At 35.7% G+C, this 19889-nt stretch carries 17 protein-coding genes; 5 read left to right on the top strand and 12 right to left on the bottom strand.

Translation table 11 applies throughout. The features are described from left to right. Positions 1-69: 69 nt before the first annotated feature. The 3 genes from miaE (at position 70) to DIT68_RS16185 (ending at position 4288) form a co-directional block, all read left to right on the top strand. The gene (gene miaE, locus DIT68_RS03665; protein ID WP_109358459.1) at positions 70-651 is read left to right on the top strand and encodes a tRNA-(ms[2]io[6]A)-hydroxylase; all 582 of its coding nucleotides are present in this window, start codon (positions 70-72) and stop codon (positions 649-651) included. 77 nt (positions 652-728) lie between these two features. After that, on the top strand, positions 729-3689 hold the full coding sequence (locus DIT68_RS03660) for a glycosyltransferase family protein (protein ID WP_109358458.1): 2961 nt from the start codon (positions 729-731) through the stop codon (positions 3687-3689). 92 nt (positions 3690-3781) lie between these two features. Beyond that, positions 3782-4288: a hypothetical protein gene (locus DIT68_RS16185; RefSeq protein ID WP_146194107.1), complete on the top strand. Its 507-nt coding sequence runs from the start codon at positions 3782-3784 to the stop codon at positions 4286-4288. 277 nt (positions 4289-4565) lie between these two features. On the opposite strand, the gene DIT68_RS03650 is transcribed toward DIT68_RS16185, so the two are convergent. Continuing rightward, positions 4566-5468, bottom strand: a complete 903-nt coding sequence (locus tag DIT68_RS03650) for a C40 family peptidase (protein WP_109358456.1) — start codon at positions 5466-5468, stop codon at positions 4566-4568. A 196-nt stretch (positions 5469-5664) separates the two neighbouring features. On the opposite strand from DIT68_RS03650, the gene DIT68_RS03645 reads away from it, so the two are divergent. Together DIT68_RS03645 and DIT68_RS03640 are read left to right on the top strand one after the other, a co-directional pair. Then, positions 5665-7251: a S41 family peptidase gene (locus DIT68_RS03645; protein ID WP_109358455.1), complete on the top strand. Its 1587-nt coding sequence runs from the start codon at positions 5665-5667 to the stop codon at positions 7249-7251. A gap of 58 nt (positions 7252-7309) precedes the next feature. After that, complete coding sequence (locus DIT68_RS03640; RefSeq protein ID WP_109358454.1) at positions 7310-7834, top strand: DUF1573 domain-containing protein; 525 nt, start codon at positions 7310-7312, stop codon at positions 7832-7834. A 150-nt stretch (positions 7835-7984) separates the two neighbouring features. Here the strand turns inward: DIT68_RS03640 and DIT68_RS03635 are convergent, their stop codons facing one another. From DIT68_RS03635 to DIT68_RS03585, 11 genes are all read right to left on the bottom strand, one after another. Further along, the gene (locus DIT68_RS03635) at positions 7985-8770 is read right to left on the bottom strand and encodes a sulfite exporter TauE/SafE family protein (RefSeq protein ID WP_109358453.1); all 786 of its coding nucleotides are present in this window, start codon (positions 8768-8770) and stop codon (positions 7985-7987) included. Then, positions 8758-9180 (bottom strand): FixH family protein, encoded by a 423-nt coding sequence (locus DIT68_RS03630; protein WP_109358452.1) that lies wholly within the window; start codon positions 9178-9180, stop codon positions 8758-8760. Before DIT68_RS03630 ends, DIT68_RS03635 begins: the two co-directional genes overlap by 13 nt. Before the next feature lie 19 nt (positions 9181-9199). Next, positions 9200-10612: a cytochrome c oxidase accessory protein CcoG gene (ccoG, locus tag DIT68_RS03625; protein ID WP_109358451.1), complete on the bottom strand. Its 1413-nt coding sequence runs from the start codon at positions 10610-10612 to the stop codon at positions 9200-9202. Positions 10613-10738: 126 nt separating this feature from the next. Then, positions 10739-12196 carry a c-type cytochrome gene (locus DIT68_RS03620; protein ID WP_109358450.1) on the bottom strand — a complete coding sequence of 486 codons (1458 nt, stop codon included), beginning with the start codon at positions 12194-12196 and terminating at the stop codon, positions 10739-10741. Positions 12197-12198: 2 nt separating this feature from the next. Then, the gene (locus DIT68_RS03615) at positions 12199-12402 is read right to left on the bottom strand and encodes a CcoQ/FixQ family Cbb3-type cytochrome c oxidase assembly chaperone (protein WP_199223373.1); all 204 of its coding nucleotides are present in this window, start codon (positions 12400-12402) and stop codon (positions 12199-12201) included. A gap of 7 nt (positions 12403-12409) precedes the next feature. Continuing rightward, positions 12410-14590, bottom strand: coding sequence for a cytochrome-c oxidase, cbb3-type subunit I (gene ccoN, locus DIT68_RS03610; protein WP_109358449.1), 2181 nt, complete (start codon positions 14588-14590; stop codon positions 12410-12412). After that, positions 14590-14781, bottom strand: a complete 192-nt coding sequence (ccoS, locus tag DIT68_RS03605) for a cbb3-type cytochrome oxidase assembly protein CcoS (RefSeq protein WP_109358448.1) — start codon at positions 14779-14781, stop codon at positions 14590-14592. The genes ccoN and ccoS overlap by 1 nt, the downstream gene beginning before the upstream one ends. Before the next feature lie 184 nt (positions 14782-14965). Next, positions 14966-15397: an FKBP-type peptidyl-prolyl cis-trans isomerase gene (locus tag DIT68_RS03600; protein WP_109358447.1), complete on the bottom strand. Its 432-nt coding sequence runs from the start codon at positions 15395-15397 to the stop codon at positions 14966-14968. Between the two features lie 558 nt (positions 15398-15955). Next, positions 15956-17695 carry a hypothetical protein gene (locus DIT68_RS03595; RefSeq protein WP_109358446.1) on the bottom strand — a complete coding sequence of 580 codons (1740 nt, stop codon included), beginning with the start codon at positions 17693-17695 and terminating at the stop codon, positions 15956-15958. Between the two features lie 309 nt (positions 17696-18004). Continuing rightward, positions 18005-18169 carry a DUF1328 family protein gene (locus DIT68_RS03590; protein ID WP_109358445.1) on the bottom strand — a complete coding sequence of 55 codons (165 nt, stop codon included), beginning with the start codon at positions 18167-18169 and terminating at the stop codon, positions 18005-18007. Between the two features lie 166 nt (positions 18170-18335). After that, positions 18336-19295, bottom strand: coding sequence for an endonuclease I family protein (locus DIT68_RS03585; protein ID WP_109358444.1), 960 nt, complete (start codon positions 19293-19295; stop codon positions 18336-18338). Positions 19296-19889 lie beyond the last annotated feature (594 nt).

Raw genomic sequence — 19889 nt, 5'->3', positions numbered from 1 at the left:
TTTCTCAAAATATTGCTAATTGAAAATCTAAATCTATTTTTGCCCTAGAATTTCTAAAAACATTATGATATGCTGGGTTTAAAATTGCCAACAGATCCTCGTTGGGTTAACATTGTTGAAAAAAATATTGAAGAAATATTAACTGATCATGCCTATTGTGAGCAAAAAGCGGCTACCAATGCTATAACGGTCATCGTAAAATTCCCAATGTACCCAGATGTTGTGGAGGCGATGGGTGAATTAGTGAAAGAAGAAATGGAGCATTTTCAAATGGTGCATCGGGAATTAGTTAAGCGTGGTTTTCAACTCGGGTATGAAAGAAAAGATGAATACATACACGATTTACTAGCTTTCCAAAAGAAAGGAGGAAGTAAAGAGCAACAGTTTGTAGAAAAAATGCTCTTCGGTGCAATGATAGAAGCCCGAAGTTGTGAACGTTTTAGATTACTTTCAGAGCATATTTCAGATCCTGAGTTACGTGTTTTCTATAGAGAATTGATGGAGAGTGAAGCACGGCACTACATGATGTTTTTGAATTTTGCTAAAAAACATGCTACTTCAATTGACGTGGATAAACGTTGGAAAGAATTTTTGGAATATGAGGGCCAGCTCATGAATAAATACGGGAAAAAAGAAACGATTCACGGCTAATCACAGAGAAAGCTATTTCATAATTCACGACTTTAATTATATTTACAAATTATAAAATTGAGGCAAAACATTATACCATGAGAAAAATTGATTTCCGACAGTTGTTCAAAAATAACTGGATACATTTCTTAGCCATTGGCTTATTTATCATTACTACATTTATTTACTTTCAGCCACAATTTACTGGTCATAGTCTAAAACAACACGATATTGAACAGTTCAAAGGAATGTCTAATGAAATAAATCATTTTCGTGATGTGAATGGTGAAGAGCCACTTTGGACAAACTCCATGTTTGGTGGTATGCCAACTTATCAGATTTCAACTAAGTATGAAGGGAATTTACTCAAAAAGGTTTCAACTGCTTTTCAGTTATGGTTAACTTCCCCGGCTGGAATGTTTTTCGCTTATTTGCTAGGTTTCTACATTATGTTGTTGTGCATGAAAGTAAATGCTAAGGTGGCCATTTTTGGAGCTTTTGCTTTTGCCTTTTCATCTTACTTTATTATCATTTTACAAGCTGGTCACAACACGAAAGCTGCCGCTATTGGACTTGCACCTCCTGTAATTGGTGCTTTTTATATGGCCTATCGTCACAATTTGAAATGGGGAGTTGTACTGTCCGCTCTATTCATGAGTATGCAATTGGCAGCGAATCACGTTCAGATTACTTTCTACCTGGGAATGTTGCTTGTTTTTGTCGGAATTGCGGAATTCATTAGACATATAAAGCATAAAAACATAGGTAATTTTCTTAAAGCCACAGGAGCCCTTCTTTTGGTTTATGTTTTTGCCTTGGGGATAAACTATGGAAATCTCTCTTTGACTAACGATTATTCAAAATATACCATTAGGGGAGGCAATGATATTTCCATCAATGTAAATGGAACTACGAACGCTGCAAATTCAACTTCAGGATTAGATAAAGACTATGTAACACAATGGAGTTATGGAGTAAAAGAATCAATGACGTTGATATCGCCTTATGTTCTGGGAGGATCAAGCGCTGCTATTGCCAATAGTCAATTTGCTGAGCAATTGCGCTCACCAGAAATGCGCTCTAAGGCAAGCTTGGTTGCGCAAAACAATATTTATTGGGGAGATCAGCCCTTTACTTCGGGACCAGTTTATTTGGGAATTATTGTTTTCTTTTTGGCGGTTTTGGGAATGGTTTACCTCAATGGACCAATGAAATGGGCATTATTTGGAATTACTGTGCTTACTTTGATGTTGTCTTGGGGGAAAAATTTTATGGGACTTACAGACTTTTTCTTAGACAATGTCCCTTTCTACAACAAATTCAGAGCAGTAACAATTATTCTGGCAATTGTAGAACTCACCATTCCTTTAATAGCTGTTCTTTTCCTAAATAAATTATTCAAGAAAAAAGAAGAGATATTAAATAACATTAAACCGTTTTATATCGCTTCAGCTGCCTTATTGGTGGTAATGGTGGTTTTAACTTTTACGGGCTTAGGAAATGGATATTTATCCACGCAAGAAAACGATTACCTATATTCTTATGGAGACCAAGTTAAAGCCCAATTGGCCCAAGAAGATCCTGCGGTGCTGAGGGAAAATGGAATTGACATCAATAACGCTTCACAGGTTCAACAAGTGATAGACCAACAAATGAAGCGTGTGAATGACCAATTTGACGCTTTAATTGAGTTTAGAAGAGGAGTTTATCAATCAAGCATGTTGCGTTCTATTTTCTTTTTGGTGATGGGAATTGCGCTAGTTTCAATTTTCCTAAAAACAAAAGTAAAGAAGGAGTATATTTTATTGGGACTAGGATTGTTTGTAGTAATTGATTTAGTGATGGTAGATTTGAACTATTTGAACAACAAAAAGTCAGATGGAAGAAACTATGATCATTGGGCGGAAAAGGAAAAAAATGATTTCCCTGTCGCGCCGAGTCAAGCAGATAAACAAATTCTGGAGCAAGAAGTGGCCGCTGATCCATCACTAAAAAGTTTAATTGATAATGTTTCCGTGGCTAACGGGAAAAACCGTGGAAGAGTTAACCAAAATGAATTGTGGTTGAAAAAGTTACAAACACTTGGAATGGCTACTAATTATCGTGTTTATGAGCCATCTATTGGCTTCAATAGTTCTAGAGCGTCATATTTCCACAAAGCTTTAAATGGATATCATGGTGCAAAGCTGCGCCGAATTCAGAACGTTAAAGATTTTCATATTAATTACAATAATATGGATGTTTTAAATATGCTGAATGTAAAATACTTTATTCAAGAAGGGCAAGCACGAAGAAATCCTGGAGCTTTAGGAAGTGCTTGGTTAGTAAAGGAGTTGAGTGTTCAACCCAATGCGAATAAAGAACTGCTGGCATTAAGTAATATGTTTATGATTTCAAATGAATCAGAACATGCCCTTGTGGTGAATGGAGTAAGTAAAAAGTTAGATACAATTTCGGGAAGAGAGAATATTGTGTTCTTTAATGGTGATTCAATGCGAGTTGATTTGAGCGGCGTTTTACGTTCAGGAGTCAACTCAAGCTTTGTTCAAGACGTAAATGGACAAGTGAATTGGATTCCCACAGTGGAATTGGAAAAAGACAGTTTAAACAGCTTTTCTAAATTGTTAACGGTTCAAATGATTCACGATTTTGATCCTAAAAACGAAGCAATCATTGGAGTTGAAGATGCTAGTCAATTGTCTTCTTTAACTTTTACAGGACAAGGAAGTATCGAAATGACTTCTTATGCGCCGAATGCAATGGTTTACAGTGTAAATGTTCCAGATAATCAATTTGCTGTTTTTTCTGAAATGTATTTCCCTGATGGTTGGAATGCTTACGTAAAAGGGGAGAAAGTTGAAATTCAAAGAGTAAACTATCTATTAAGAGGACTTGAATTACCTGCAGGAAAATATGATGTAGAAATGCGATTTGAAGTTCCTAAATTTGATTTAGCAAACAATATTTCTTTTGCTGGTTCGATTTTATTATTCATTGTGATGGGAATATTCTTTTTTCAAGATTTCTTAATGAAAAATAAGGAGGATGAAGCTGCTTAAAAGGAGTAGCGTAATTGCTTTACTTGCGAATAGCGTCGAATAGGAATGCTTAATAATTAATGATGAAGCGAACATTTTCAATACTGTCAATATTGAGTTTTTTAACTTTAGTTATTTACTCATTATTGATGGTGTTTTATGTATTGAACCCTATTCTACATCTGAAATATCTGCTCATATTAATTGCATTGTTCTTTACATTTCTTTCCTTGGGTTTATTTATTAGGAACACAGACTTAGGTAAATTGCAATTTATCCTAATCTTTACTTTCCTGATTTCACCTTCTTTTTATGCACTTTACAGCTTTCTTTCCTCTATGTCATTTCTAGATTATTCGAACATTGTTGTGGGTGGAATGATTTTTCAAATAGGAACAGGAGTTTATGCTTTAATTGGCGGTTTTAAGAAGGAATATTTGACCCCCTTGGGAAAGAATTTTTTGCGGTTGAATTATGCTTTGTTTTTGTTCCTCGCGGTTGTTACAATTTTTGATATTCGTTTTTTTATGAATGGCTTTGTTTACATTCCAACAGGAGCAGTGGTTTCTTTATTAACAATCCTTCTGCTTTTCTTTAAACCCCAATATTTAAAGCGCTAAGTAAATCACAAGCAGTTTTTAAACTTATGGACTATGGCTGATTAATTTTGGTTCTATGTGATTTTCTAGGGTTTTTGAATTATATCTAATTGTTTTATATCAAGAGTTGACGTCCTTAGCTTTTAACACCTTGTTCTTTAAGGACAACTCCATTGAAAAACAGATAGCCAATTAATTAATTTCAAAAAAGAAAGGTTAGCGCTGATAACTGCCTAAAAATACAACTCGTGCAGGAGATTGAAGTTAAACTCACAATAGCACAATTAATTATGAGAAATTATTCTTCCAAATAAGTCCCGAAACCAGCAATTCTCTGTTTCCAATAGGAAGATTGATAAATGTCGACTATGGAAATTCCAACACTTGTACTGGCGTGAATCATTTGGATGCTGTTATTATTTGTAGAATAAACGACACCAACATGAGAAATTCCAGATCCATTATCAAAAAACACAAAATCACCAGGTTTGACATGCTTGCGCTTCACCTTGATGGACGCCTTGTACTGATCCACAGCTCTTCTGTTGAGTGTTTTTCCCATTTCCTTCTCTGCCAAATAACAGGTAAAACCACTACAGTCAAATCCTTTCGGAGTGTTTCCTGCCCATTTATAAGGAACTCCCAATAAATCGTCAGAAAGAGCCAGCACATTTTGTCTTTGCTGTGAAATAGATACCGTTTCCGTGATAATGTCTTCCTCTGGAATAATTAGGTCTTCCTTCATGTTATCCACATCAGGAACATCGTCTAAAATCATATTCAAGAAATCCTCTAACAAATCAAAAGTCTTTTGGTCACCATCTCTCTTTAGTTCGTACATCCATTGTTTTAGGTCGCTTTTTAAAACACTTAATTCGTAGGTGTGAGCTCTTAATATTTCTCTACCTTCATGTGTTTGTTTTAGTTCAAGAAAACTTTCATAGGCGTCCTGAATTGCATAACTGTGTCGTTTGTACCAACGTTTGCTTTGTGCTAGTTGTAGTTGTGAAAGTGCTAGATAATAACGAGGCACGAATGAGAAATCATATTCAGGATTGTCTAATAATCGATTGGCTTTTCTATAAACGGCCTGGTATTGCCCTTGATCATACCTCATTTCTAATTGGTCAAATTCCAATACTTGGGCAGAGAGAGTGAAGCTAAAAAGCAATGCTAAAAGAATTAAATAGACTTTGTACATGATTCAAAAAATTCGTTCCTACAAAACTAATTTAAAAGTCTATGTGATAGATTCGTGATTGGTTTATTAGATTAACATTTGCTTGTTTAAAAGCGAATTATAAAACAAATGCCTATATTCCGTGTTTTAAAGTCATCAAACAGTTATTTTTGGTGTCAAATTTGATTAAAATTCAAAGAACAATTAAAAACAAATCATGAATAGAATTATAATTGCACTCGCCACATTAATGTTATCAAGTTCACTGTTTTCGCAGGGAGATGATGCCAATATGCTGAGGTTATATGAGGTTTACACCTACATTGACCGAATGTATGTTGATGATGTGCCTAACAAAAAAATATCTGAAGCAGCCATCGTTGCCATGTTAGAAGAACTAGATCCGCATTCAACTTATATTCCAGCGGATGAAGTAGAGCAAGCTAACGAGCGAATTAACGGCAGTTTTGTGGGAGTAGGGATAAGATTCAATATTCTAAAGGACACTTTGTTGGTGGTTAATCCTATTCCAGGTGGGCCATCGGAGAAATTGGGCGTTAGGGCCGGAGACCAAATTGTAAAGGTGGATGGCGAAAACATTGCTGGTACAGGGTTAAAAAATTCTCAGGTGCGTGAACTCTTACTTGGTGAAAAAGGTAGTAAGGTAGTAGTTACTATCAAGAGAGGAGCAGAGGATTTAAAAGACTACACTATAACAAGAGATAAAATTCCAGTGAATTCCGTAGTGAGTGCTTTTATGGTCGACGAAGAAGTAGGCTATATTAAGCTAACTAATTTCTCAAGAACAACGGAGGAAGAGGTGGATTTGGCGATCAAGAAATTGAAAAAAGCAGGAATGCAAGATTTAATTTTTGATTTGCAAGGAAATGGTGGTGGTTTATTATACGCGGCCAAATATGTTGCTGATGAGTTTTTATCTGACGACAAATTAATCGTGTACTCCGAGGGTAGAAAACAGCCAAGAAGTGTGTTGAAAGCCGATAAAAAAGGTGATTTTGAAAAAGGGAGGCTTGTTGTTTTAATCGACGAAAGTTCTGCCTCTGCTAGCGAGATTCTTTCTGGTGCAGTTCAAGATTGGGACAGAGGACTAATTGTGGGGAGACGTTCTTTTGGAAAAGGATTAGTTCAACGACCTGTAGAATTGTCTGATGGAGCTCAACTAAGGTTAACAATCGCCAGATACTATACACCAAGTGGAAGATTTATTCAGAAACCGTACGAAGATATTTCAGCGTATAGAAATGACTACATGGAGCGTTACTTACATGGTGAAATGATGCACAGAGACAGTATTAATCTCCCTGATTCTTTGATTCACAAAACACTTGTTAAGGAGCGTAATGTGTATGGAGGTGGTGGTATTATGCCAGATGTCTTTGTTCCTTTAGATACTTCAGAATATTCGGACTATTACAAGAAGTTGAGTAGATCTGGTGTAATCAATACTTTTTCTTTAGAATATGCGAACGACAACAGGAAAAAGATTAAGAATAAATATAAATCGGTAGAAGGGTTTAAAAATGACTTCGAAATAGATCAATCATTTTTGGATGAGTTTTTCGATTACGCCGTAAAAGAAGATTCAAATTTAGTTTTTGTAGAAGAGGATTACACATTGAGTGAAGATCTGCTCAAAATTCGATTGAAATCTATGGTAGCCCAAAACATTTGGGACTTTGAAGCCTTCTATCAAATTTTTAATGTGAAGAACGAAATTTTTATGGAAGCCTATAAAACCTTGAAAAATGGTTCTTACGACAAAATGAATTTAAACGAAAAGTAATAAGCCGATTACATTTTTTATATTTGTAATCTACACAAAACACAAGAATTATTTAATTATGAAAAAAGTTATTTGGATATTCTCATTTGCACTTTTGACATTTTCATGCGCTAATGAAACTGGAACAGATGCAAATATTGAGGTGAAAGATGGTGAAAAAAGATCTAGACTTTCTGCAGGTTCACAAACTTCTGAAGAGTTGAAATTGGCAGCCGAAGAGCGCAAAGCACAGCAAAAGAAGGCAGAAGAAGAAAGATTGGCCAATCAAACAACAATGGAGATCACTCCTAATGTTCACGATTTTGGGAGCATTCCTAAGCAAACGCCGGTTTCGACAGTGTTTAAAATCAAAAATACGGGAGACAAGCCTTTAATCATTAATGATGCAAAAGCATCTTGTGGCTGTACTGTTCCACGTAAACCAGAAGAACCAATCATGCCAGGTGAGGAAGGAGAACTAGAAGTATCATTTACTTCGAACCCAAGTCAAGCTGGTGCACCAATGAACAAGTCAGTAACAGTTACTGCAAACATTCCTAGTGGAACTAAAGTGGTTACCATTAAAGGACAAGTTCAGAAATAAGAACTTAACTGTTTATAGATATTGAAAAGGAGGCTGAGAGGTCTCCTTTTTTTGTGCGAGTTGGTAAGTGGGATTGGGTGGCTAGGACTTGTTGGGGACGTTTTGGTAAGGGTGATTTGGTAAGGGCGATATGTAAATCGCCCCTCAGAATCACTCTTCTCCATCAGTACACTCTTCCTCCTCTTTACTAGAACAACAACTCATCTTAGCTTCTATTTTAGCATCGCTTGAGGCTTTCTTTTCACCTTTGGCCATCATCATTTCAATCTTTGGACTAACATATGGAATGCCTAGGTTTAGGCCCCTTAAAATCATAAAAAGTCCAACTACTGAGATTAAACTAGCCAACACAAATTTTCTGTTAAAGAAGCTTGCTCTTGCAAAGAAATCTTTTAAAACCCCCAAGAAGATAAACCCAGGTAAAGTCCCTAAACCAAAGAAAAACATGTAAATCATCGAGTTCTGAATACTTCCAGCGTTTAATGCACTGATTAGTGCTATATATACCATTCCACAAGGTAAAAATGCATTGATAAAGCCAATACCCATTAATTTTGGTGTTCCTGCGGGCTTTCCTTTCAAGAACTTTGACATGGTGCGCATGACCAACTTATTGAACCAGGAAGATTTCACACCACTTTTATAATAGGCACCCCATGCAAAAAAGATGATTAAAATTCCAGAGACAATACTTAACCATTGTAGAACTCCCAGCACAGAAGCGCTTAATCCAATAATTCCTACGACCACTCCCATTAGGGTGTAACCCAAACTACGACCAATAGAGTAGGAGGTGATTCCTCCAGTAATGGTTGCGTTGGACTTTCTATTTAAAGGAAGGGCCATGGCTATAGGTCCGCACATTCCAATACAGTGCAGGTTGGTAACCAATCCCAGAGAAAAAGAAATGAAAATTATATTAATTATGGAATCCATAGGGTATCTCTCATTTGGTAGCTTTCATTCTGTGCTTTCCATTCTGCGGTAACGTAATATTTACCGGATTCTAATTCCGATTTATCTATAAACATACTTTTACCTTTAGAGGCAATAGAGATATCGCCATCCTTTGCATTCGGACGGTATAGATTGATATCTAATAGTTCTACCTCATCAGGTGTATTTAATCTAATAAATACACCGTTCTCTGATAACTCTAAAGCAAGATCACTTTTATTTTTAATTGCGTTTTGTTGCGCATTAATTTCTCTTTCAAATTGCACTTCATCTTTATAGTAATCTGGTGTAACCAGTTGAGTGTCCTTACTCATTAATACTACTCCCATATACACTATGTATGAGATGAACGCTATTAATGCAATGGTTATTCCGTGTCCCCAGTTCATTTTATTCTAATTTAATTTGTTAAAGTAAAGGTCCAACAAAACTTGTTTTTACCTCATAAAGTTCTTCTCCGTCTCCTAAGATTTTAATCTTGAGTTTCTTTTGTCCTCGTTTAAGCTCTTTTGAATCCAATCGGATCACAAAATTGTCTTTAATTTGTTCCTCTGGTCCAAGAGAAATAGAAGATTTAGGCATGCTTATAGAGCCCTCTAAACCATCTTCTAGTTGAAGTTGAACATCAAAGCTTTCTTTGGATTTATTAATCAGACTAATTTCGTAAATATTACTAATTATTCCGTTTTCTAATACCTGATAAGTTGAACCTCTTTTCTTCAACACTACAGCTTCAAAGTCTGTTCTAGTGAAAACTAAAGCTCCCCAAATCACTAGCAATAATCCTAAGAGAGCGGTGTAAGCTTGCATTCTTTTAGTGAATTTAAACTTTTTCCCACCTTCAATATTGTTTTCAGAAGCATAGCGAATTAATCCCTTTGGAAGGTTTACAGCCTCCATGATATCGTCACATGCATCTATACAGGCAGTACAGTTTACACATTCCAGCTGAGTTCCATTTCTGATATCAATACCGGTAGGACAAACGTGTACACATTGTTTACAATCTATACAATCTCCTTTACCAACTTCCTCTCTGTTTTCAGTTTTCTTGAATCGGCCTCTGCTTTCTCCACGTTTATGGTCGTAAGCAACAATGATGGAATCTTTATCCAATAGTACACCTTGAAGTCTTCCGTAAGGACAAATTGTTGTACAGACTTGTTCTCTCATGAAAGCAAATACTCCGTAAAATACCAATGAAAAAACGACCATTGCTATGAAACCACCTAAGTGTGCAGAAAGAGGGTCTGTTTGAATTTCCCATAATGCATCAGCACCAATAATGTAAGCCAAAAATGTATTTCCTATAAGGAATGAAACCAAAAGGAAAATAGAGTGCTTTGCAGTTTTCTTAAAAATTTTCTCTTTGTTCCAAGGTTGTTTATTTAATTTCTTCTGACGTGTCCAGTCTCCTTCAATCCAATATTCGATTTTACGAAATACAAACTCCATAAATATGGTTTGAGGACAGACCCAACCACAGAAAACCCTACCAAAAACGACGGTAAATAGGATGATGAAAACCATCATTAAAATCATCGTAAATGCAAATATGTAAAGGTCTTGAGGCCAGAATACCTGACCAAATAGAACGAATTTACGTTCTAGTATACCTATTAAAATTAGCGGCTGTCCACCAATCTTAATATGAGGTGCCACAAACAAAAACGCAATTAAAAAGATACTAAGAACAAGTCTCCATTTGTGAAACATTCCCTTGGGCTTTTTAGGATAAACCCAAATTCTTTTACCATCCTCTCCAATGGTTGAGATGGAATCTCTAAATTCATCTTCGTATAAGTCTTCTTCTTTTAACATCTTGTGTTTTTTTAGTGACAATTTCTAGTCAAATATGCCATTATATATGAAAAAACGATATAGATTCCAGCTGCTTCAATTAACAACTAAATCTATATCGTCTCATAAGTTATATATTTTTTTGGTTTATTCAACCAAATCTCCCTCCGGTTCTTTCCCTCCATTCTCAGGAGTTACTTCATCAAAGTGAAGGACAAAGGAAGCTACTTGTTGTATCTGAATTGGATTTAATATAGATTCGTGTGCAGGCATTCCTTTCGGTGCACCGTATTTAAGTACTTTATACACGTCTTTAATATCTCCTCCATAAATCCAATAGTCATCCGTTAGGTTTGGTCCAATTTCTCCTTGTCCATCCGGTTGGTGACATACTGCACAGTTGTTTTCATAAATGGCTTGACCTGCCATCAGATCAGAAGCTTCTTCCATAAGGATAGCATTCGTTTCATCGATATTCATGGCATTTGCTTCCCTATATGCTGCAATTTCGATTTTCGCTTGTTCAACAGATTTGTCGTACTCCGCTTGTTGCAAATCTCCTGTACCTAAAATATGGTAATGGAATACATATACAACAGAGAAAGCAATCGTTACATAGAATAAAGCAACCCACCATGGTGGCATAGGATTGTCCAACTCACGAATTCCATCATAATCATGACCAAGATCTACTTTGTGCTCGTCTTCAATTGAAACACCTCCTTGCATTGCTTGCATAAAACTGCTTCTTTCTGGAGTTCCATCTGCTTTTACCCTAACTTCCTTAGGTTTAATGATTCTCAAAGTTTTGTAGAACATATTGATCATCATTAACAAGAATCCTAAAAGTAATAAAGTAATAATCAACAATGCATTAATATCTGCTGCAGTTACATAAACCCATAACTCCAAGTCTTTTGCTGCTTGAGTTGGTCCCGTAAAGCTTAATGCACTTGCCATTTGACTGCTACCTATAAATCCAAGAACCAACAACATCGTTAAGGCTTTACCACCATTTTTCGACTTGTGATGTAATTCTGCAATTTTTTCGCGATACATATCCGAGTTAATTAAGGCAGAAGTGCTACGTGATACCATAAAGATTCCTAGCAAAAGAATTAATATGATAAACATGAACACTTTAAAAATGGTAAGATTTTCTTCGTAATTATCTACATAAACAACATCGCCTGTCGCCATGTCTGTGCTTACAGCTGTCGCTTGGTCTGCTGCTGCAGCAACCGGTGCCTCAGCAACATAACTATCCGCATATTCAATTACTGCTTTGGCCTCTTCAATCGTTATGTTTTGAGCGAGCATAGGAGCAGGGCTAAATTGCTCAGCAATCAAAGCTCTTTCGCTTTCTCCTGATTCTATTAGTTTAGCAGGATTAAGTACCCATTTATATAGGTTTTCTTCTTCGCCTTCCCATTTTGCTTTTACACCAACTAAGTTTGGACCAGTTGCGTCCTTTCCAAGAATATGACAGACAGAACATTTACTTTCGTATATCTTTTGTCCATCTTGACCATTGGCCACAAGTGAAAGTCCGACTGTTAAAATGCTTAGAAGGATTGATTTCCTTAAGTTCATCATTCTTTTCATAATTAATTTTTAGTGTCGTTAGTATCTAAAATTTCATCATCTTCCAATAATGGAATTTGACTATAAATATCTGTTTCTTTTTTGGTCATTTTGTACATTCTCCAAAGCATTACTACAAAAAAGAGTACGAAGATGACGAGGGAAATAATTGGGAATATTTCTATCCCAACTATTTCCGACATGTTATGTTTAATGTATCTAAGCATAAATCTATTATTTCATTGAAGTTTCTACCTCAGTCTCATCAGCAGGAACAGCTTTAATGTCTGTACCTAATCTTTGAAGGTAAGCGATAAGAGCAATAATCTCTTTATTAGCTATGTCAGAAACGGCTACATTACTTTGTTCTTTACTCAAATCCTTAATCACATTTTGTGCAATTTTATTCGCTTGTGCTTCTAAATCAGCCATGGCTTCTTGATCAAAACCTTCTGGATAAGGAACTCCCATGCTTTGTAACACGCGAATTTTCTTTTCAAGGTGCTTTGTGTCAAGGTTTTCCTCAGCTAACCAAGGGTAAGCAGGCATGATTGAACCTGGAGAAATTTCTTTAGGCATAATCATGTGAGAGTAGTGCCAAGAATCACTTCTTAATCCTCCTTCACGCGCTAAGTCTGGCCCTGTACGCTTAGATCCCCACAAGAACGGGTGGTCATAAACAAATTCACCAGCTTTAGAGTATTCACCATAACGCTCTGTTTCGAAACGTAATGGACGAACCATTTGAGAGTGACAACCAACACATCCTTCGCGAATGTAAATATCACGACCTTCTAACTCTAGAGGAGTGTAAGGCTTAACTTGAGATATTTTTTGAATGTTAGATTCAACAGCCATTGTAGGAATAATCTCTACCGCACCACCAATCGCAATTACGATGAAACTAAATACTAACATTCGAACTGGTTTACGCTCGATAACTCTGTGCCAGTGTTCGCCAGAGTGGTCTTCTTTCTTGTCAATTGTTGGAGTAACTAATACTACTTCTTCTTTAATGAATGAACCTAATTTAACCGTTTTTCTGATGTTGTATGCCATCATAAATACACCGATGATGTAGATTAATCCACCAAAAGTACGCATAATGTAGAATGGTTTAAGTGCTGTAACAGTACTTAAGAAGTCAGGGTACATTAAAGTTCCGTCTGGGTTAAATTCTTGCCACATTAAACCTTGACTAAATCCAGCCCAGTACATTGGAATAGTCCAAAGTAAGATCCCTAAAGTTGCAATCCAGAAGTGAGCGTTGGCTAAAGATTTAGAGTATAATTCAACTTTGAATAAGCGTGGGAATAAATAATACATCATTCCGAAGGTTAACATTCCATTCCAACCTAATCCACCTACGTGAACGTGAGCAACAATCCAATCCGTAAAGTGTGTAATTGAGTTAATGTTTTTCAATGATAACATTGGTCCTTCAAATGTTGCCATACCATAAGCAGTAAGGGCTACTACGAAGAATTTTAATACAACATTATCTCTTACTTTATCCCAAACACCTCTCAGCGTTAAAAGACCATTTAGCATTCCACCCCAAGATGGAGCAATTAACATGATTGAGAATACAACTCCTAGTGATTGTGCCCAATCTGGCAAACTTGAATATAATAAGTGGTGTGGTCCAGCCCAAATGTATAAGAAGATCAATGCCCAGAAGTGGATAATTGATAGTTTATAAGAGTAAATTGGACGATTAGCTGCTTTTGGTACGAAGTAATACATCAATCCAAGGAAAGGTGTAGTTAAGAAGAATGCTACTGCATTGTGTCCATACCACCACTGAACTAAGGCATCCTGAACTCCAGAGTACCAAGAGTAACTTTTCATGAAGTGCACAGGAACCTCGAAAGAGTTAAATATGTGAAGAACGGCAACGGTTACGAATGTAGCCAAGTAAAACCATATTGCTACATAAAGGTGTTTAACACGTCTCACAAGAATTGTAGCGAACATGTTCCAACCAAAAACAACCCACATCACGGCAATAGCAATATCAATAGGCCATTCTAATTCCGCATATTCTTTTGTAGAAGTGAATCCCATTGGTAAAGTAATTACCGCTGAAAGAATAATTAGTTGCCATCCCCAAAAGTTCAAGTAACTTAATTTATCACTCCACATTCTTGTTTTCAATAAACGCTGAAGTGAGTAATAAACACCCGTAAAAATTGCGTTTCCTACGAAAGCAAAAATCACTGCATTGGTGTGCAATGGACGAATTCTACCAAAAGATATATACTTATACCCAAGGTAATCATTGAAAAAATCAGGGAAAGCTAACTGCAAAGCCGCAATCAATCCGACCGTCATTCCTGTTATTCCCCAAATAATTGTGGCGTACGCAAAGTACTTTACAATTTTGTTGTCATACCTAACTTCTACTTTTTCCATTATTCTTTAATTGGTTTTTCTTTAACTTCTATTTCAACTTTTTCTTTTACTTCTTCATCTTCGAATAACATGCGCATGCCTGGTGTTACATCATCATCATACTGTCCAGTTTTATTGGCCCATATAAAAGAGATTAAAAACAATAGTGCGAGAAGCAAACTCACAACTAACATTACGTATATAATTTCCATGGTACAAATATACTCACGATTGTGAATAATTAACAGTTAAGATACAGATAAAAACATGATTTATATCAGTTCTAAATTAGATTGATTCTTAATAAACAAAGGGCTACAGCGTTTTTGTTAAAAACTGGACATAAAAAAAAGGCGAGAACTCTGTCGCCTTTTTAAATTATATTATAACTATTAATTATGAGTTGATTCCCACCACCTCTATATCAAAAGTTAATTCTTTACCTGCTAAAGGATGATTACCATCAACGATAATGGCATCTTCTTTAACTTCTTTTACTAGCAATTGAATTTCATTACCATCTGGAGCTTTAGACACTAAACCCATACCCACTTCTGGTTGAATATCTTGAGGTAAACGATCTCTTGGTACTTCTTGAATTAATTCTTCGCGTGGCTCGCCATAAGCTTCTGCTGAAGGAATTACTATTGTCTTTTTCTCATTAACTTTCATGTCAATTACACCATTCTCGAATCCTGGGATTAGTTGACCTGTACCAACCTGAAATTCCATTGGATCACGTCCTTCTGAACTATCGAAAACTTCACCGTTTGCTAATTTACCTGTGTAGTGTACTTTTACCTTGTCATTTTGTTTAACTTGACTCATAAAACTTTGTTTGTATATTAATAATGATTAAAGCATATTTACTCAAATCTTGTGCAAAGTTATGGCTTATGTTACGAAGTCCAAAGATATAAGCTGCTTTTTTTGAATTTAGTGAAGTATTTTATCGCAAATTCTGTTAAAAAATTGATTCCTCCTAAAGTGAACACTAGTATTAATTTAAAAGCTTTGAGTTTAGTTTAATATGACTTATTAAAGGTTTTTCTGAACAACAAAAGACATTCCTCAATACTCTGTATTTTCGGATTTATAATCGACAGGCAACTTTCCTGCATCATTTATATAACAACTGCAATTCCGAAGGAGTCAAACGACTGAGGATTTCTCAGGCTTCGGACTGAATCTTTTTTTGATTTTCGCTTACTATTAATTTAGCTTCAAAGACTTATTTTACAAATAGTTGTTATTGTTGTAAAGAACGAGTATGGTTGTGGGTAACCTATTTAAAAAATGAACGGAAACAATTATGCGAATTGTTTCCGTTATTTTTAAGAAGCTTAAAACAACTGGTTCAAGCAATTATTTGAGGCCTTTGTGAGTCTAAGCTATTTCGAATTCAAGCTTCTCCGACCAACTTTTTAAAAGTATACTACTATTGATTAATTCGGAAATATTCCTTCTTTTTTCGTTTATAAAATACTGATTCTGTGATGAAAATATTTCTTTGTAATAAGAGATGCCCTTCTGTAAATTTTCACTGTAGGACTTCAACAAATTAATATCTTTTTTATTCCAATGAACGGGAAGCTCTTCAATTTTCTTTTTAAAATCGCTCAAATATAAGCGCAGTTCTTTAATAAACATATGCGGACGGTCTGTTCGTGTCATCATGTTCTTTCGCTTGTAGATATGGTCAACAGCTTCTTTTAGCGTCATTTCGTTTGAGAAGTAAGCTAAATTTGGTCCTGGACAAACTGATACACCCGGACCTTCTTTTCGGGTGTCTATCCCTTCATTCAGTAGGGCGGAAGTCCCTAATCCAACACAAATACAAGACTTCTCAGTGATTTTGTTGTATCTTTTTTCATATTCCAATTTTGGTAGCTTTTCCTCTTGTAGTTCTTGAATTTTAAAATGTTGATATTGACGGGACGCAGTACAGATGTTTTGTTCTGTAAACTCCTTGTTTTGCGCGAGGTATTTCTTTGGACAAGAGCTTCCAGGACGTTTTTTTGTAATGTTTGATTCCTTTTCTAAGTCTTTTGAGTTTCCTCTAAGGTTGTTGAACGGAACTCCTAATGGTGAGATGTCACTGAGGTATAAGTCATCTTCCTTGGCGTTTTTAAGTTTTTCCAGTGTTGCTTTGTCTACAGTTGTAGCTTCCGGAACGAGTAAGAAAGGTGTGCCCCAACCAATACTGTCAAATTCATAATGTTTCAGTAAAAAATCATGTTCCTCTGCTGTTCCAATACCACCTTGTGCGGAGTATTTTATTTTGGGTGCATTTTTGGGTATAACTCTACCTTTGGACGCTAAGGCTTTGCAAAGGATGGAAAACAGTTCGTTCTTGGTGCTTTCTTTATTGTCTCTAAATTCTGCTAAAATGGGACCCATCAAAAATCCGTTTGTTGCAAAGGCGTGGCCTCCGCAGTTCAATCCCGATTCAATCCTGTATTCTGACACCCAAATCCCTTTTTTAGCTAAAAATTTTCCTTGAATAATCGCCGACCTATAATCACTGACCTTGAGTATTATTTTTTTCTTTATTTTACCTGTTTCGTTGGCGTAAAAGTCTTCAAATTGTTCAATGTAACTGTAGAGTCTTGGATTCATTCCTGCAGAAAGGACTAAAGATGTGTTTAGTGCGCTTTGAGCATAACCACGCAAAGCTGCGTGTGCGTCATTGTATTCAAAGGGTAAAAGTTCCTTGTCTTTATAGTTTTCTTTATCTACTTTGGTCATAATATTAACATCAATACTTCCTAATGTCATATTATTTTTGCAAAGTTCTTTCGCAGGGATTTCTTCGTTACACAAGCTAAAATAATCTTTTAATCCGTTTGCCGATTTTTTGAGTTCTTCAAACCTCTGTTCGCTTACCTCTTTAATCAAGTTTAAATACGATGTTATTCTTTTTGCTCTGTAATCATTAATTTTTTTTGGAATTTCAATATAATTGATCTTGAACTTTTTGCTGTACACTTTTCTTAGTTTCTCCATCAACTCATCATCTACAAGCGAGACAACGGAGTCAATACCATATTGTGCAACCTTCATCGGGGAATCTATTGTGAATCCAATTCCCATAACAGGAATATGGAAGCTATGTGCTTTTGTCATTTAACTTAACTTTTAAATAAGCCGGAAAGTTAAGTCAACTTATTTTTTCATTTTATGATTTGAATCATATTAAAGTTCAATTGCACAAAGTAATTAGGGTTAAGCAGGTGGTAATAAGGTATGAGGGTTTTTGAATAACGAAAAGGCGTTTTTATTGATTGAATAAAATTTATTTTGCACATAATCTTGTAGTAATCGATTTTTAGAATCAAAAAAAGAGACACAAGCAGTTGTGTCTCTTTTCTTCATATTTTGTTAAACTTTTTTCTTTTCAGAGAGAAAAGTATCTTTTTTTGTTGATCAAGGAGTTTAGCTTTTTCGAAAGCCCCCAAAAATTAAACTAAGAACAATTAATGCCACTGCAATAAAAAATACAATTTTGGCAGCATAAGCTGCACCGGCTGCAATTCCTCCAAATCCAAAAATGGCTGCTATTACTGCAACTACAATTAATCCAATCGATAATCTAAGCATAATATTAGTTTTTAATAGTGAGTAATTATTACGCCGTATGTTTATTGATTTTCAATATCATTTAATAACAAAACCACGCAATGTTTAATAATGTGATCTTAAATTAAAGTAATTTATTCGATTGAAAATTAATCGTTTACTATTTTAGGTTTTTTTAGTAAAAAGCCTATTCAAGTGTTAATTTTTTCTCGCGAGAGCCATCAGAGTAGATGTAAATCAATAAGGTGTTTGTTTTGAATTGGACTTCGCGACCAGTGATGTCAATAATCTTAAGCAACTCTTTAGAGGACTTCATGTTTTCTTGACTAATTGATGTAGTTGCAGGATCTCCCCAAATCAATTCGGCGTATTCTGGGTGGTCAATGAATGGATTTCTATTCTGTTGATAATCATAATAAATAATATCATTTCTATTGCGTTCCCAATCATCAACAGGATCTTCGTTGTGCCATTCCAGTAAGTCAGAAAGCAAAGCGTGAACAGGTTCGGATGTACTGTTGTTTGAAGGCAGGTAATCAATAACTTCTAAATCTGGTTCGCCATTTTGACCTTCATAACGCGTGGCCATATAGAAAATCATTCGAGCAACATCTCCTTTTACCTCTGCTCTAGGTTGCCATAAATGTTGACCAGTGTCGTAAAAGTTGCCAGTTGCAGCGCCGCCATCGTAATGAGGTGTACTTGCGTTTCCAAACCACATGTTTCCTCTGTCTCCATTTACACCAATATCACTCGGTCTTAAATGGTGAACATCTGTTCCTGGGCCTTTAGATGTCCCAAAATCTCCATGAGATTTAGCCCAAACGTGTTCACGATTCCAGCCATTGTTGTTTGCATATTCTGCTGGGCCATTTATCGATCTTCCGGTGTAAATTAAGATTACATTATTAGGATTTGAGGGATCTCTATCTGTTTCTTTTAAGATGTCCCAAACATCTGTGCTGCTGCTAGAGTAAGGAAATTCAATATGTCCTTTTATAATATTATTCAAAGCCGATTGTAATGCTGTTCCATTGAGTCCGTCTGCGGGTGTGTAATATCCAGGAGGAATTTGAGCTGTTAAGGTATGAAGACTAAAAAAAGTCACTATAGCTAATAAAAAATGTGTTCGATATATTTTTTTCATGACGCGAAGCTATTTGTTTTTGGAAAAGAAAAGAAATTTTTAAGCATGCAATTAGTTGTAGAGTAAGATATTTAACATTTTAGGGCTATCATTTTATCTCACAGATTGTAAAAGCCAATTTTCTTCCCTACAAAATTTTAAATGGATGATCAAAATATTGTCTTCGGATGATCTAAGGGTTGAGTCTCTGGTATTCTAATTATTAGCAAAGTTTTCTACAAGAAAATACGATAGTGCTTATTGCAGTTTGAAAGGGTAGTCTTATGATGTTTATATGAATTACGGGGTATCTATCAATTTTAAATTTTGGGCGCCAGCAAGCATCACGCTTTAATTTAAGAGCTTAGCGGCTTGAGCTTGTCCAGTTTTCAAATTCAAATTAATGTTACCGCCTACAATTCCAATTTGTTTTAGCGGGTTGCTGCACGACTAGCAATCAAAAGTAGAGCTTCCTTTTGTGGCTTATTTTGTTTGGTCGTTGGGCACTCGCTTTCAACAAGATTTCCATTTTCGTCGGGGCGCAAGTGTAGTGCTTCTGTAGCTAAGTAACTGTTTTAATTCACGGCAATTAGTGGTTTCAAATAGAACACTTTT

Source organism: Brumimicrobium oceani, from assembly GCF_003143775.1.
GTDB classification, from domain to species: Bacteria; Bacteroidota; Bacteroidia; order Flavobacteriales_D; family Crocinitomicaceae; genus Brumimicrobium; species Brumimicrobium oceani.
The sequence above is the reverse complement of the archived record's forward strand: the minus strand, read 5'-3'. Positions and strand labels throughout refer to the sequence as shown.

What these genes read in the sequence shown, in the direction of transcription:
- DIT68_RS03635 (WP_109358453.1), bottom strand. Translation starts at nt 8,770, where the DNA reads ATGGATTCCATAATTAATATAATTTTCATTTCTTTTTCTCTGGGATTG.
- DIT68_RS03595 (WP_109358446.1), bottom strand. Translation starts at nt 17,695, where the DNA reads ATGACAAAAGCACATAGCTTCCATATTCCTGTTATGGGAATTGGATTC.
- DIT68_RS03645 (WP_109358455.1), top strand. Translation starts at nt 5,665, where the DNA reads ATGAATAGAATTATAATTGCACTCGCCACATTAATGTTATCAAGTTCA.
- DIT68_RS03660 (WP_109358458.1), top strand. Translation starts at nt 729, where the DNA reads ATGAGAAAAATTGATTTCCGACAGTTGTTCAAAAATAACTGGATACAT.
- ccoG (WP_109358451.1), bottom strand. Translation starts at nt 10,612, where the DNA reads ATGTTAAAAGAAGAAGACTTATACGAAGATGAATTTAGAGATTCCATC.
- DIT68_RS03585 (WP_109358444.1), bottom strand. Translation starts at nt 19,295, where the DNA reads ATGAAAAAAATATATCGAACACATTTTTTATTAGCTATAGTGACTTTT.
- DIT68_RS03650 (WP_109358456.1), bottom strand. Translation starts at nt 5,468, where the DNA reads ATGTACAAAGTCTATTTAATTCTTTTAGCATTGCTTTTTAGCTTCACT.
- ccoN (WP_109358449.1), bottom strand. Translation starts at nt 14,590, where the DNA reads ATGGAAAAAGTAGAAGTTAGGTATGACAACAAAATTGTAAAGTACTTT.
- miaE (WP_109358459.1), top strand. Translation starts at nt 70, where the DNA reads ATGCTGGGTTTAAAATTGCCAACAGATCCTCGTTGGGTTAACATTGTT.
- DIT68_RS03615 (WP_199223373.1), bottom strand. Translation starts at nt 12,402, where the DNA reads ATGCTTAGATACATTAAACATAACATGTCGGAAATAGTTGGGATAGAA.
- DIT68_RS03600 (WP_109358447.1), bottom strand. Translation starts at nt 15,397, where the DNA reads ATGAGTCAAGTTAAACAAAATGACAAGGTAAAAGTACACTACACAGGT.
- DIT68_RS03620 (WP_109358450.1), bottom strand. Translation starts at nt 12,196, where the DNA reads ATGAAAAGAATGATGAACTTAAGGAAATCAATCCTTCTAAGCATTTTA.
- DIT68_RS03640 (WP_109358454.1), top strand. Translation starts at nt 7,310, where the DNA reads ATGAAAAAAGTTATTTGGATATTCTCATTTGCACTTTTGACATTTTCA.
- ccoS (WP_109358448.1), bottom strand. Translation starts at nt 14,781, where the DNA reads ATGGAAATTATATACGTAATGTTAGTTGTGAGTTTGCTTCTCGCACTA.
- DIT68_RS03630 (WP_109358452.1), bottom strand. Translation starts at nt 9,180, where the DNA reads ATGAACTGGGGACACGGAATAACCATTGCATTAATAGCGTTCATCTCA.
- DIT68_RS03590 (WP_109358445.1), bottom strand. Translation starts at nt 18,169, where the DNA reads ATGCTTAGATTATCGATTGGATTAATTGTAGTTGCAGTAATAGCAGCC.